The sequence below is a fragment of the Methylobacterium sp. E-046 genome, from assembly GCF_022829625.1.
GTDB lineage: Bacteria > Pseudomonadota > Alphaproteobacteria > Rhizobiales > Beijerinckiaceae > Methylobacterium > Methylobacterium longum.
The window spans coordinates 81,663-93,538 of record NZ_JAKSYP010000208.1 but is presented as its reverse complement, the minus strand read 5'-3'; the positions used below and the strand labels follow the sequence as shown (position 1 = coordinate 93,538).

The window sequence follows — 11,876 nt, the reverse complement described above, 5'->3', positions numbered from 1 at the left end:
CGACGGTGGGCCCGAGCTCGTCCAAGCTGCCGGCTCCGTGCATCGCGAGGGCGGCCTCGTTGGCGTAGGCGATGGTCTGGTCGGGCTCGACCAGGATCACGCCCTCGCTCAGGCCGGCGATGATCTGCCGGAGTTCATGCCTGTCGACCCCTGCGGTCACCGCTCGCCTCGTCCCTTCGTGTCGCCGCGCAGTTGGCAGCGGGGCACAAACGGGTTGCGCACAAGCCGGTTCCCTAACCGAAGTTATTTTCCTGGTATACCCGCATCATCGACGCGAATGGTTTGCGCCAAAGATCAATGCTCGCCTCGCTAGGCAGGCCGCCGTCAAGGACAGGCCGCGTTCTCGGCCCGCCATGAGCGTCCCCAACCGGGCATCACATCGACGGGCTGCTCGACTCCGATCCCGGGCACGGTGCCATGGTCTCACGCATGCACCGCGCGCCGAGGCATAGTCTCCGCATTTATTATTCAGAAGTTGTGGAGCTGAGGTGCATTTCGCCCCCGGGCACGTGGGCTGGAGCGCCTCGCGGCGGCCCTCGACGCCGCCGAGACCGACAGCCGGGTCGCTGCCGGGTTCAAGGCCGACCGGACCGCCGCGGTGCCGCATCTGCTCCGCGCCGTCGCCGACGCACTCGAACGCGACGGCCTCGTGCAGTTCACCCTGCCGAAGGCCCGGGAGCACGGGGCCGGATTCGAGGCCGGGACCCGGCTGAAGGCGCGGCTGCTCCTCACGATCCGGCGCAACGGCGTCCTCGCGCGGGAGCGACTCGCTCCCGTGCTCTGGGAGGCCGGGGACATGACGGCGGAGGAATTTCCGTACCGGGCCGTGCCGGCAGACATCGGCGATCCCGCTCCCTCCGCCGCGGCGGTACGGGGGGCATCGGCGCTCGCCCGGCCGAGCGCGCATCCGCCGAGCGGGACGCCTCCCGACAGGCCGTGGCCCTTCTCCACGCGCCGGGCGCCCCGGGGAACGAGGCGGCCCGAGATCCGCGCCTCCATCCTGATCCGAAGTGAGCGCGATGAAACGCCGCGCCCGTCTTCACGCCGCCGCTCGCGGTCTCGCCGGCCCGGGCGTAGGAGCCCGACGCGGTCCCGGGCATGCCCGGGGCCCGGAATGGCACCCGCAAGGCGAGGTTCGTCGCCCAGGCTCCGGCGGCGTGGTCGACCCGAGGCGCGTCGGCCCGAGCATCCGCAGCGACGCCGGCGGGACGGACGGCCCGGCCGCCGACGCGGTCTTGGACGACGGGCGCGGGATCAGGCCTGTGCCGGCGGCGGCGTCGGGCCGCGCGCGCAATACGTGGCGACGGTACCCGAGGTGCTGCGGCCCTGGTGCGAGGACGATGGCACGCGCGATGCAGTGATCGCCGCCGGATAGGACCTGACCTTGGCGCAGACCGATTGCATTCAATCGGTCTTAGACTGGACAAAACAGTAACGGTTCGGCACCGTGACGCGCCCGTCGTCCCATCCGTGCCCGCCCGGGTCCCGAAGACACGTCACGAACGATCTGATGACCTGAACCCCAGAGACTTTTCCGGAGGAGGACGACCATGGACCATGATCTGAGACGTCGCGCGGCCGCCGAGTTCTTCGGTACGTTCTGGTTGGCGTTCGGCGGCTGCGGCGCCGCCGTGCTGTCGGCGGCCTTCCCCGAACTCGGCATCGGCTTCCTCGGCGTCGCCCTCGCCTTCGGCCTGACCGTGCTCAGCATGGCCTACGCGGTCGGCCACATCTCCGGCGGCCACTTCAACCCCGCCGTCACCCTCGGCCTCTGGGCCTGCGGACGCTGCGCCAGCCGGCACGTCGTGCCCTACCTCCTCGCCCAGGTCGTCGGCGCGGTCGTGGCGGCCGGCGCCCTCTACCTGATCGCCTCCGGCAAGGCGGGCTGGATCCCGAAAGGCTTCGCCTCGAACGGCTACGGCACCCTCAGCCCCGGCGGCTACAGCCTCACCGCCTGCCTGGTCACCGAGGTGCTGACGACCTTCTTCTTCCTGATGATCATCGTCGGTGCGACCGCGAAGGGCGCCGCGACGGGCTTTGCCGGCATCCCCATCGGCTTCGCGCTGGTGCTGATCCACCTGATCTCGATCCCGGTGACCAACACCTCGGTGAACCCGGCGCGCTCCACCGGCGTGGCGCTGTTCGCCGGCGACGCGTACATCGCCCAGCTGTGGCTGTTCTGGCTGGCGCCCATCGCGGGCGCCCTGATCGCCGGTGCCCTGGCCAAGTGGCTCTACGCGGACAACAAGATCTACGACACCCTCGTGGTGGAGAAGCGCGCCGCGTGAGGGCGCCGAACGTCGGGCCTCGGCGGGGCTCCCCCGGGCCCGACGCGCCTCCCGAAGCCGCGACGGTTCCCGTCGCGACCGCTCTCGTGCGCGGCCGGGGCGCGGCGGGCATCCGGCGGGACTCGACCGATGCCGGGAGCCTCGCCTCTGCCGGCGAGGACGGGCATCGCCGCCGCCACGACGCGCGAGCCCGCGCCCTCGGCCGCAGGCGGGCTCGGAGGCGTCCGATCCGGTCATCGCGGAAGGCTGGATCGTCCCGGTGCCGGCCCGGCCGACACGACGATGGCCCCGGCCGGCGGCGAGCGACCGGGGCCCGAAATCAGGCGCTCTCCGGCCCGTTACGGGCAGGAATGACGGTAGCCGTCAGAGCCGAGATACGTGCCCGAGGCGGGGTCGTAGGAGCCGTAGCGCGAGGCGCAGTAGGCCGAGCCGCGCACGGCGACCGGGCGGGCGTACACCACTGGCGGGGGGGCTCGTAGACCGCCACCGGCCGCGCCGCGCTGCGCGCGGCCGCCGAGCCGATCACCGTGCCGCCTGCGAAGCCGAGCAGGCCCGCGCCGACCGCGGCGCCGACGCCGCGACGGTAGCCGTAGCCGCCGCGCCAGCCATACCCGCCGCGGCGTCCGCCCGACGTTGCCCCGGCGGAGCATGGCGGTTTCCGGGAAGGCGCGGATGGCATCGCCCGTCACCCGGCTTCCGCCGCCCCGGCCCGTCGCCCGCGCCGGGAGACGGGCGCCGGCTCGACCGTCACCACCCCCGCGTCCTTGATGTGCCAGAGGTAGCGCGCCAGGATCGACCGGTACGGCGCGAAGGCGGACGCCACGGCGCGCGTATCGTCCAGCCCGGTGAGCCGGCGCAGGCAGCCCACCGCCGCCACGTCGCCCTCGGGCCAGATGTCCGGGTCGTGGAAGTGGAAGATGCCGACCATGTCGGCGGTCCAGGGGCCGACGCCGCGGATGCCGCACAGGACCGCCGCGCGTTCCGGATGGGGCAGCCCGGCGAGGTTGGGACCGAGCAGACCCGCCGCCTCGGCGGCGACGATCGCCCGGAGGGCGCGGACCTTGTTGCCCGAGATTCCGCAGGCCCGCAGAAGCGCCGCGTCGCCGGTCTCGAACAGCCCGCGCGGGCTGGTGGCCGCCGCCGCCGCGGCGGCCTCGATCCGCGCCCAAATCGCCGCGGCGGCCCGGGTGGAGAGCTGCTGGTTGACCACCTCGACGCACAGCCGGTCGGCGACGTGCGGATGGGCCGGCGGCGCGATGGCGATCGGACCGGCCTGGACCAGGGCGGCCCGCAGGGTCGGATGCGCCCCGGCCGCATCCAGGAGATGGGCGTAGATCGTGGGATCGAGCATCGCCTAGCGCCTGTCGTGTACGGTTTCCGGTTGCAGAACGCGGCCGGCTTCGGACCGCTCCGCCCGCGCGGACCCGGGGGCAGGATGCCGCGCAGCCTTGCCCGAGGCGCGGATGGGACCACCTCGGTCCGGCACCGCGCGGCCTGCCCGGACGGTATCGGTGCGGATGCGATCTCGGATGCGAGTCTCGGCGGCATGGCGATCTTCTTCACCGCGGACACCCATTTCGGCGACCCGCACATCCTGCGCCACCGCGCGGCCCGGTTCGGCGACATCGAGGCCCACGACGCGGCGCTGGTTTCCGGATGGAACGCCGCCGTCGGTCCGGAGGACGTCGTCTGGCACCTCGGCGACTTCGCCGCCCATGCGAGCCGCGCCCATTGCGCGGCGATCTTCGCCCGGTTGAACGGCGTGAAGCACCTCGTCCGGGGCAACCACGACTCGAACCGCGTCCTGGATCTGCCCTGGGCGGAGCCCCCCGTGGACAGCGCGCGCCTCTCGGTCGCGGATGCCGGGGGGCGGGCGCACCGCCTCTTCCTGTCGCACTACGCGCACCGGGCCTGGCCGGGCCTGTGGCGGGAGACGCGCCACCTCTACGGGCACAGCCACGGCCGGCTCCCCGACACCACCCGCTCCTGCGATGTCGGCGTCGACGCCTGGGACGGCCGCCCGATGCCCCTCGACGCCATCCTGGCGCGCCAGGATGCGGCCGCCCTCGTGCCGGAGGAACTCGCCGCCCACGGATTGCGGTGAGGCCGCCGGGCGTTGGCGCCCTATCTCCGCCCCCAGATCGTCGCGGGAGGCCAGCAGCCATGATTGACACCTCGTCTCCCCCGCCCGGATGGGCCGAGGCCGTGGCGCGCGCCGGGACCGAGCTCGGCCTCGGGACCGCCTACGCGGTGATGGATCCGGCGACCTGGGACCGGGTCCGCCGCCGCGCCGGGGAGATCCTCGCCGGGCAGGGGCAGGCGCTGCCGGCCGGCTGGGAACGCGCCCTGGACCGGGTCTCGGGCCGCGCCGACCCGGACGGTGGGGCCGGCGACGCGCTGGCCCGCGACGAGGCCGATGCCGTCCTCGCCGAGAAGGGCGAGGTGTTCGCGCCCGAGGACGATGCCTGAACGGCGCGTGACGCGCGGCCGGGTGGTTGCCGTCGCGCGGGCTTGGGCCGATGTAAGGGGGATGCCTCAGCCCGAACGCCAGCACGCCGCCCCGCGACCCTCCGCCCAGGGGCGTTCCGCCCGAGGGGCCTCCGGCGGGGCCGCGGCCCCCCTGCGGGTGGTGCCCGTCGCGAGCGGCCCGGCGCTCGACGAACCGACGCGTCTGCGCCTCGGCCGCCAGTTGCGGGCGCTGTACGATCCTGTGATCGACGAGGCTCTGGATCCGCGGCTGGCGGAGCTGCTGCAGCAGCTCGACGCGGACCGGGCGGGCGGCGCCGCGACCTGAACGCCGGGCATCCCGGACCGAATTCGGATCGAGCAGGGGCCGCAATGGGGCTCCCGCCGGTGGATCGGGGGGATGTCACACCGACGGGAGCTGAGCCGAGCCGACGGATCGACCCAACCCGCCCTTATGTCGCCCGGGACTGGGGCCGGGCGCTTTCACCTAAGTCAAATTTCTCGCTGAATACCGGTAGAGAAATGCCGATTTCGCGAGCACGACCACGTCTTGGGCGGCGAGAACCGTGGTGATCAGGCCGTCGCGCCGGTCACCGAGAGCATCACGCCGTCGTTGCCGATCTCGGACCCGCTGTAGCCGAGCATGCGCGCGAGCTGCTCGCGGGCGCGCCAGACGCGGCTCTTCACCGTGCCGATCCGACAGTTCATCACCGCCGCGGCTTCCTCGTAGCTCATGTTCTCGATCGCCACGAGGACGAGGGCCTCCCGCATCACCGGCGCCAGCCGGTCGAGGGCGGCGCGCACGTCCTGGAGGTCGAGGTGGCCGCCCTGCTCGGGCACGCTGGTGAGGCGCTCGGCGTGGTTGCCGTCGGTGTCGGCGACCTCGCGACCGTGCTTGCGGTGCTGGCTGTAGAACACGTTGCGCAGGATCGTGAACAGCCACGCTTCCAGGTTGGTGCCGGGGGTGAAGCCCCCGCGCCCGCGCCAACCGCGCAGCAAGGTGTCCTGCACGAGGTCGTCGGCCGCCGCCGGATCGCGGGTCAACGAGACGGCGAAGCGGTGCAGGGCCGGCACCACCTCCAGCAGGCCCGCGCGGAAGGTCGCCTCCCGGTCGCCCTCGGCCTGCGCGAGGGCGGCATCGAGGCGCGCCAGCAGGTCGGCGAAGTTCTCGGCGGCGGCGCCGGGCTCCGGACCGATCTGCTCGTAGGCGCGGCCGAGCAGGGTGCCGAGATGGGCCCGCACGGTCTCCGGCAGGCCGTGCCGGAGGTCCCCGCTGAAATCCTCTGCGAGGTCGTCCGAATGATCCTCCGGGAGGTCTCCCGCGAGATCCGCCACGGAGTCGAGAAGGGATGGGCCTTCGGTGTCGGGCATTCAGGTCCGGTCGTCGGCGAGCGGGCCGGTGGCCCCGTAGCACCGGTTGTGGCCCGCCCGGGGTCCCCATGCCGCAACATGGGTTAGCCATTCTCCCGAACGGGCTCAGCTCCGGGAGCCGTATCGCCGCGCCGCCGGCCCCGCCGGCACGGTCGCGAAGGCAGCCGCGAAGGCAGCCGCGAAGGCCTCGGCCGCCACCCGGCCGAGGCCGCTCGGAGCCCCGCTGATCACAGCCGTGCCGCCGTTCGGCGGCGCCCTGCCGGGTCTCCGCATCCTATTGCAACTGTACGGAGAACCGTTGCGCGCGAAGTGGCGTTCCCCTGGCAGTGGCGGCGCTCGGGGGTCTGCGCGCTGACCCGCGCAGACCCCCGAGCGCCGCCCGTATCCCTGCCGCATCTTCTCCGAGGTCAGCCGATGTCAGCCCCCGAACCCGCCAGCACCGAGGCAGCCCGTCCGCACGGGCAGCCTTCGACGGTCTGGACGCTGGCGCTCGCCACCGCGCTGATCGGCCTCGTGGCCCTCCCGCGGCGGGCGGGTCGTCCGGCAGCGAGATCCTCTGGTCCGGTCGGGTCCTCCGGCGGCGACGGGGCCCGGCGGTCTTCGCCCTCGCACGAGGGCGGCGAGGCTCACGCGGTCGCCCGAGCCCAAGCCGACCGCGGCCGCAACGCCTCGGGACCGACCGAGATCCCCGCCAAGGGCTGGAAGGACATCGCGGTGCGCACCTATCACGACATCGGCGAGAACCGCCTGTCGCTGATCGCGGCCGGCGTGACCTTCTTCACGCTGCTCGCCATCTTCCCCGCGGTGGCGGCGCTGGTGTCCTGCTACGGGCTCATCGCCGACGCCTCGACCATCAACGACCAGCTCGCGAGCCTCCAGGGCATCCTGCCCCAGGGGGCGCTGGAGATCGTCGGCGATCAGGTCAAGCGGCTGAACGAGCAGGGCAGCACCACCCTCGGCTTCAGCCTGATCCTCGGCATCGTGCTGTCGGTCTGGAGCGCCAACGGCGGCGTGAAGCACGTCTTCGACGCGCTCAACCTCGTCTACAACGAGCGCGAGGCGCGCAACTTCGTCGTGCTCAACCTCGTCTCCCTCGCCTTCACGGCCGGCGCGCTGCTGTTCCTCATCCTGGCGCTGGCCGCAGTCGTGGTGCTGCCGGTGGTGCTCTCCTATGTCGGGCTCGGCACGGATGCGTGGTGGCTGACGTTGCTGCGCTGGCCGGCCCTGCTGGTGGCGGTCCTGCTCGGGCTCGCCCTGCTCTACCGCTACGGCCCCAGCCGGGACGCACCGCGGTGGCGCTGGGTCACGGCCGGGGGCGCGCTCGCGGCCGTGCTGTGGGTCGCCGCGTCGCTGCTGTTCTCCTGGTACGTCGCCCATTTCGGCAGCTACAACAAGACCTACGGCTCGCTCGGCGCGGCCATCGGCTTCATGACCTGGATCTGGCTCTCGACCATGATCGTGCTGGTCGGCGCCCAGGTGAACGCCGAGATGGAGCACCAGACCGCCGAGGACACCACCGTCGGCAAACCGCAACCGCTGGGCACGCGCCGGGCGCGCATGGCCGATACGGTGGGGGCCGCTGCCGAATAGGGCACGCGTCGCCCATTCTGGGGCGATGGCGGGTTACAGCCTGCGCGCCAAGCAATCGCTGGATCGAGGGCCGATCCCGGAGGTGATCTGGGCCCCGTCGGCCTGCGCCGGACGACCGCGCCAGGTGAACTAACACAGGTTAGCGCGCGTTTTTCCGGTACAGGCACAAGCCGATCAAGAAGTTCCGGACTTCATTGGCCGGAAGATCGACGCTCCTTGCCTGATAGAAATATCCGTGGCTGCCAATTTCAACGATACCGCCGGCGTCACTGTCGTGCCGACCGGCCCCGGCGCGGAGTCCCCTCGCCGTGGCCGCGCCGGCCCCCCGGCGCTGCCCGGCCCGGCGGGGCGCCCGGTTCCGGCCGCCGCGCATCCGATGGCCCCGGGGCTCGCGGCATGAAGCGGCTCGGCATGAGGCGGCTCGGCATGCGGCACGTCGGCTCGGCGGCGCTGTGACCGGAGGCGGACGTGGATAACCCGTTCGTTCGGAAGATGGAGCGGCATGTCCGGCTCGGGCCCGAGGACCGCGCGATGCTGGACGGCCTCGCGCGTCAGCACGTCCGCCACGTCGCGGCCCGGCAGGACATCGAGGGGCAGCAGAGCGACCCCTACCACACGCACCTCATCCTCGACGGCTGGGCCTGCCGCTACAAGCAGTTCCCGGACGGGCGGCGGGCGATCGTCGCGCTGCTCCTGCCGGGCGACCTGTGCGATCCCTTCGTGTTCCGCCGCGCGCGGATGGACCACGCCATCGGGGCGCTGACCCCGGTCACCGTCGCCCGGATCACGCCGGACCAGATCGGCGACGCCATGCGCAACCGGCAGGCGGTCGAGGAATGCCTGTGGCGGGAGATGCTCGCCACCCTGGCCATCCACCGCGAGTGGATCGCCAGCGTCGGCCGGCGCTCGGCGATCGAGCGGCTGGCCCACCTGTTCTGCGAGCTGCACCTGCGCCTCGCCCGGGTCGGACTCGCGGACGGGACCTCGCTGCCGATGCCGGTGACCCAGCCGGACCTCGCCGACGCCCTCGGCCAGACGAGCGTGCACATCAACAGGACCCTCAAGGAGCTGCGCACCAGCGGCCTCGTCGCCCTCCGCAGCCGGCGCCTGACGATCCGCGACCTCGATGGGCTGAGGGAGCGGGGGCTGTTCGACCCGGCCTACCTGCAGCTCGCCTGAGCCCGGCGGGCGATACGCCGCGGCAGGGCCGACCGCGTGAGTCGCAGGGCGAACCTTGCCGCGGGCCCGAATCGGCCGATCTCAGCCGGACCTTCCCTCCGGCCGGGACCGCCTGACAGACGATGCACATCCACCTCGACCCGCTCGGCGGTGTCGCCGGCGACATGTTCGCCGCCGCATTGCTGGACGCCTTTCCCGAGCACCAAGAGGGCGTGCGTGCGAGCGTCCGGGCGGTCGATGCGCGCATCGCCTGCGCGACGCAGGGCCACAACGACGGCATCCTGAAGGGCCTGCGCTTCGCCGTTTCGGCCCCCGGGGCCGAGCCCGGTCACGGACCGCAACGGCACGGCCACCCTCACCCTGCGCGGGATCACCACGGGCATCACGGCCACGATCACGGCCACGGCCACGGCGATGCGCCCGATCACCGACACGGCCACCGGCCCTGGGCGGAGATCCGCGCCGCGCTGGAGGCTGCCGATCTCGCGCCGGCCGTGCGGGCGCACGCGCTCGGCATCTTCGGCCACCTCGCCGACGCCGAGGCCCGGGTCCACGGGGTTGCCGTGGAGGCGGTGGCGTTCCACGAGGTCGGCGCCTTCGACTCGATCGCCGACATCGTGGCCGCCGCCCACCTGATCGCCGCGCTGGAGGTGCGCAGCTGGAGCGTCTCGGCCCTGCCGCTGGGCTCCGGCCGGGTGCGGACCCAGCACGGCCCCCTCCCCGTCCCGGCCCCCGCCACGACGCTGCTCCTCGAAGGCTTCCCCACCCTCGACGACGGGATCGCCGGCGAGCGCGTGACCCCCACCGGGGCGGCGATCCTGCGCCACCTCTGCGGGGACGATCCCGGGCGGGGCCGGCCCCGGGGCCTTCTCGGACGCACCGGCATCGGTTTCGGCACGAAGGTTCTGCCGGGCCTGAGCAACTGCCTGCGCGTCCTGGTGCTGGAGGATGCGGTCGCACGCGGATCGGGCCGGCGGGACCTCGCGGTGATCGCCTTCGAGGTCGACGACCAGTCCGGCGAGGACCTCGCCATGGGCCTCGACCGGCTGCGCGCGGACCCCGGCGTGCTCGACGTCGTGCAGGCGCCGGTCCTCGGCAAGAAGGGCCGGATGATGGCCCATATCCAGATCCTGGCGCGCCCGGAGAGCCTGGAGGCGGTGATCGCGGCCTGCTTCCGGGAGACCACCACCATCGGCCTGCGGTATCACCCGGTGGAGGGCGCGGTGCTCGAGCGCGCCGCCCGCACGGTGGCGCAGGACGGCCGGTCGGTGCGCGTGAAGGTGGTGGACCGGCCGGGCGGGCGCACCGCCAAGGCCGAGGCCGACGACGCGCGCGACGCGGCGGGCCACGCCGCGCGGGCGGCCCTGCGCCGGGAGGCTGAGCGCCTCGCCCTGGAACCGCAGCCGGCGGGGACGCCGGAGGAGGAGAAGCGATGACGCGCCAGCATCTCGAATCCGTCCTGGCGGGGCTCGGACCCGTCGCGGTGGCGGTGAGCGGCGGGGTCGACAGCCTGACGCTCGCCACCCTCGCCCACCGGCGGGCGCCGGGGACGGCCCTGATGGTCCACGCGGTCTCGCCGGCCGTGCCCGACGAGGCGACCGCGCGGGTCCGGGCCGAGGGCGTCCGCGAGGGCTGGGACCTGCGGGTGATCGAGGCCGGCGAGTTCGCCGACCCGGCCTACCGGGCGAACCCGGTCAACCGCTGCTTCTTCTGCAAGACCAACCTGTACGGGGCAGTCCGGCGCGTCACCGACCGGCAGATCCTGTCGGGCGCCAACCGCGACGACCTCGGCGAGTACCGCCCCGGCCTCGACGCCGCCCGGGAGCACGGCGTGCGCCACCCCTACGTGGAGGCGGGCTTCGACAAGGCGGCGGTCCGGGCGCTCGCCCGCGACCTCGGCCTCGGGACCGTGGCCGAATTGCCGGCGGCGCCCTGCCTGTCCAGCCGGGTCGAGACCGGCATCCCGATCGAGCCCGAGACCCTGGGCTTCATCCACGCCGTCGAGCGGCTGGTGGGCGGGGCGCTGGCCGGGGGCGGCATCGGGCGCGCGGTCCGCTGCCGGGTGCGCGCCGAGGGCGTGGTGGTGGAACTCGATCCCGGGAGCCTCGCCGCCCTCGACGCGGAGCGCCGCGCCGCCCTCGGGGCCGGCATCCGCACCCTCGCGCCGGCGCGCCTCGACGGCCCGGTCCGGTTCGCCCCCTACCGGGTCGGCAGCGCCTTCCTGGTCGGACAGCGGGAGGCCCGGCCGTGAGCGTGGCGGAGGAATTCACCCTCGACTTCGCCCGGTCCGAGCGGATCGGCCTGGAGGAGGCGATCTTCTGCGCCGGCAAGAGCCCCGAGCAGATCGACGCGATCCTGGAGGCCGCCCGGGCGCGCGGCGCCTCGCTCCTCCTCACCCGCCTCGACCCGGAGAAGCGCGACCGGCTCAGCGCAGCCGCGCGGCTCGACTATTGCGCGGTCTCGCGCACGGCGGTGTTCGGCGCGGCGCCGCGGATCGCCGGCCCGGCCCGGGTCGCCGTGGTGGCGGCCGGCACCTCGGACGTGCCGGTCGCCCGCGAGGCCCTGCGGGTGCTGGCCTATGCCGGCCGGGCCGCGACGCTCTTCGCCGATGTCGGCGTCGCCGGCCTGTGGCGGCTGACCACGCGGATCGAGGAGATCCGGGCGCATCCGGTGGTGATCGTCGCCGCCGGCATGGACGCGGCGCTGCCCAGCGTCGTCGGCGGCCTCGTGGCCGGGGCGGTGATCGCGGTCCCGACCTCCGTGGGCTACGGCGTCGCCGCGGGCGGGCGCGCCGCCCTCGACGCCGTGCTGGCGAGCTGCGCGCCCGGCATCACGGTGGTCAACATCGACAACGGCTACGGCGCCGCCTGCGCGGCCCTGCGCCTGCTCCACGCGGCAGGGCGCCTCGCCGAGGAGATCGAACGATGACCCGGTGCGAACCGTTACCTGCCCTCACCCAGACATCCTCGAACGGAGACAGCC

Annotated in this window: 13 protein-coding genes; 9 read left to right on the top strand and 4 right to left on the bottom strand. The window is 73.6% G+C overall.

The features are described 5' to 3' along the window. Positions 1–160: PAS domain-containing protein (locus MKK82_RS21175; protein ID WP_243986787.1), on the bottom strand; the 160-nt coding region annotated here is incomplete at its 3' end. A 1,390-nt stretch (positions 161–1,550) separates the two neighbouring features. Between MKK82_RS21175 and aqpZ the strand changes: the two genes are divergently transcribed. Beyond that, positions 1,551–2,288 carry an aquaporin Z gene (gene aqpZ / locus MKK82_RS21170; RefSeq protein WP_243986781.1) on the top strand — a complete coding sequence of 246 codons (738 nt, stop codon included), beginning with the start codon at positions 1,551–1,553 and terminating at the stop codon, positions 2,286–2,288. Between the two features lie 338 nt (positions 2,289–2,626). On the opposite strand, the gene MKK82_RS34265 is transcribed toward aqpZ, so the two are convergent. Together MKK82_RS34265 and MKK82_RS21160 are read right to left on the bottom strand one after the other, a co-directional pair. Continuing rightward, positions 2,627–2,749, bottom strand: a complete 123-nt coding sequence (locus MKK82_RS34265; protein WP_243986780.1) for a BA14K family protein — start codon at positions 2,747–2,749, stop codon at positions 2,627–2,629. Positions 2,750–2,973: 224 nt separating this feature from the next. Then, a complete protein-coding gene (locus MKK82_RS21160) occupies positions 2,974–3,639 on the bottom strand; it encodes a DNA-3-methyladenine glycosylase family protein (RefSeq protein WP_238292609.1) in 666 nt (221 codons plus the stop codon). A 195-nt stretch (positions 3,640–3,834) separates the two neighbouring features. On the opposite strand from MKK82_RS21160, the gene MKK82_RS21155 reads away from it, so the two are divergent. The 3 genes from MKK82_RS21155 (at position 3,835) to MKK82_RS21145 (ending at position 5,082) form a co-directional block, all read left to right on the top strand. After that, the gene (locus tag MKK82_RS21155; RefSeq protein ID WP_243986786.1) at positions 3,835–4,392 is read left to right on the top strand and encodes a metallophosphoesterase; all 558 of its coding nucleotides are present in this window, start codon (positions 3,835–3,837) and stop codon (positions 4,390–4,392) included. A gap of 59 nt (positions 4,393–4,451) precedes the next feature. After that, positions 4,452–4,757, top strand: coding sequence for a hypothetical protein (locus tag MKK82_RS21150; protein ID WP_238292607.1), 306 nt, complete (start codon positions 4,452–4,454; stop codon positions 4,755–4,757). Positions 4,758–4,818: 61 nt separating this feature from the next. Further along, positions 4,819–5,082, top strand: a complete 264-nt coding sequence (locus MKK82_RS21145; RefSeq protein WP_238292606.1) for a hypothetical protein — start codon at positions 4,819–4,821, stop codon at positions 5,080–5,082. Between the two features lie 245 nt (positions 5,083–5,327). Here MKK82_RS21145 and MKK82_RS21140 read toward each other — a convergent pair whose 3' ends face one another. Next, the gene (locus tag MKK82_RS21140; RefSeq protein WP_238292603.1) at positions 5,328–6,125 is read right to left on the bottom strand and encodes a sigma-70 family RNA polymerase sigma factor; all 798 of its coding nucleotides are present in this window, start codon (positions 6,123–6,125) and stop codon (positions 5,328–5,330) included. A 414-nt stretch (positions 6,126–6,539) separates the two neighbouring features. On the opposite strand from MKK82_RS21140, the gene MKK82_RS21135 reads away from it, so the two are divergent. The 5 genes from MKK82_RS21135 to larB all read left to right on the top strand — a co-directional run bounded on the left by MKK82_RS21135 (position 6,540) and on the right by larB (position 11,822). Continuing rightward, positions 6,540–7,715: a YihY/virulence factor BrkB family protein gene (locus MKK82_RS21135; protein WP_238292600.1), complete on the top strand. Its 1,176-nt coding sequence runs from the start codon at positions 6,540–6,542 to the stop codon at positions 7,713–7,715. Positions 7,716–8,183: 468 nt separating this feature from the next. Then, positions 8,184–8,894 carry a Crp/Fnr family transcriptional regulator gene (locus tag MKK82_RS21130; RefSeq protein WP_243986779.1) on the top strand — a complete coding sequence of 237 codons (711 nt, stop codon included), beginning with the start codon at positions 8,184–8,186 and terminating at the stop codon, positions 8,892–8,894. Between the two features lie 122 nt (positions 8,895–9,016). Continuing rightward, on the top strand, positions 9,017–10,330 hold the full coding sequence (locus tag MKK82_RS21125; RefSeq protein ID WP_243986778.1) for a LarC family nickel insertion protein: 1,314 nt from the start codon (positions 9,017–9,019) through the stop codon (positions 10,328–10,330). Then, entirely contained in the window at positions 10,327–11,145 is an 819-nt protein-coding gene (locus tag MKK82_RS21120) for an adenine nucleotide alpha hydrolase (protein ID WP_243986777.1), read from the top strand. The genes MKK82_RS21125 and MKK82_RS21120 overlap by 4 nt, the downstream gene beginning before the upstream one ends. Beyond that, positions 11,142–11,822, top strand: a complete 681-nt coding sequence (gene larB / locus MKK82_RS21115) for a nickel pincer cofactor biosynthesis protein LarB (protein ID WP_243986776.1) — start codon at positions 11,142–11,144, stop codon at positions 11,820–11,822. Before MKK82_RS21120 ends, larB begins: the two co-directional genes overlap by 4 nt. Positions 11,823–11,876 lie beyond the last annotated feature (54 nt).

Bases quoted from the DNA above. Each gene is read 5' to 3' on its own strand.
- MKK82_RS21135 (WP_238292600.1), top strand. From the start codon at position 6,540: ATGTCAGCCCCCGAACCCGCCAGCACCGAGGCAGCCCGTCCGCACGGG.
- MKK82_RS21140 (WP_238292603.1), bottom strand. From the start codon at position 6,125: ATGCCCGACACCGAAGGCCCATCCCTTCTCGACTCCGTGGCGGATCTC.
- MKK82_RS21155 (WP_243986786.1), top strand. From the start codon at position 3,835: ATGGCGATCTTCTTCACCGCGGACACCCATTTCGGCGACCCGCACATC.
- MKK82_RS21150 (WP_238292607.1), top strand. From the start codon at position 4,452: ATGATTGACACCTCGTCTCCCCCGCCCGGATGGGCCGAGGCCGTGGCG.
- MKK82_RS21160 (WP_238292609.1), bottom strand. From the start codon at position 3,639: ATGCTCGATCCCACGATCTACGCCCATCTCCTGGATGCGGCCGGGGCG.
- MKK82_RS21120 (WP_243986777.1), top strand. From the start codon at position 10,327: ATGACGCGCCAGCATCTCGAATCCGTCCTGGCGGGGCTCGGACCCGTC.
- MKK82_RS21125 (WP_243986778.1), top strand. From the start codon at position 9,017: ATGCACATCCACCTCGACCCGCTCGGCGGTGTCGCCGGCGACATGTTC.
- MKK82_RS21145 (WP_238292606.1), top strand. From the start codon at position 4,819: ATGCCTCAGCCCGAACGCCAGCACGCCGCCCCGCGACCCTCCGCCCAG.
- aqpZ (WP_243986781.1), top strand. From the start codon at position 1,551: ATGGACCATGATCTGAGACGTCGCGCGGCCGCCGAGTTCTTCGGTACG.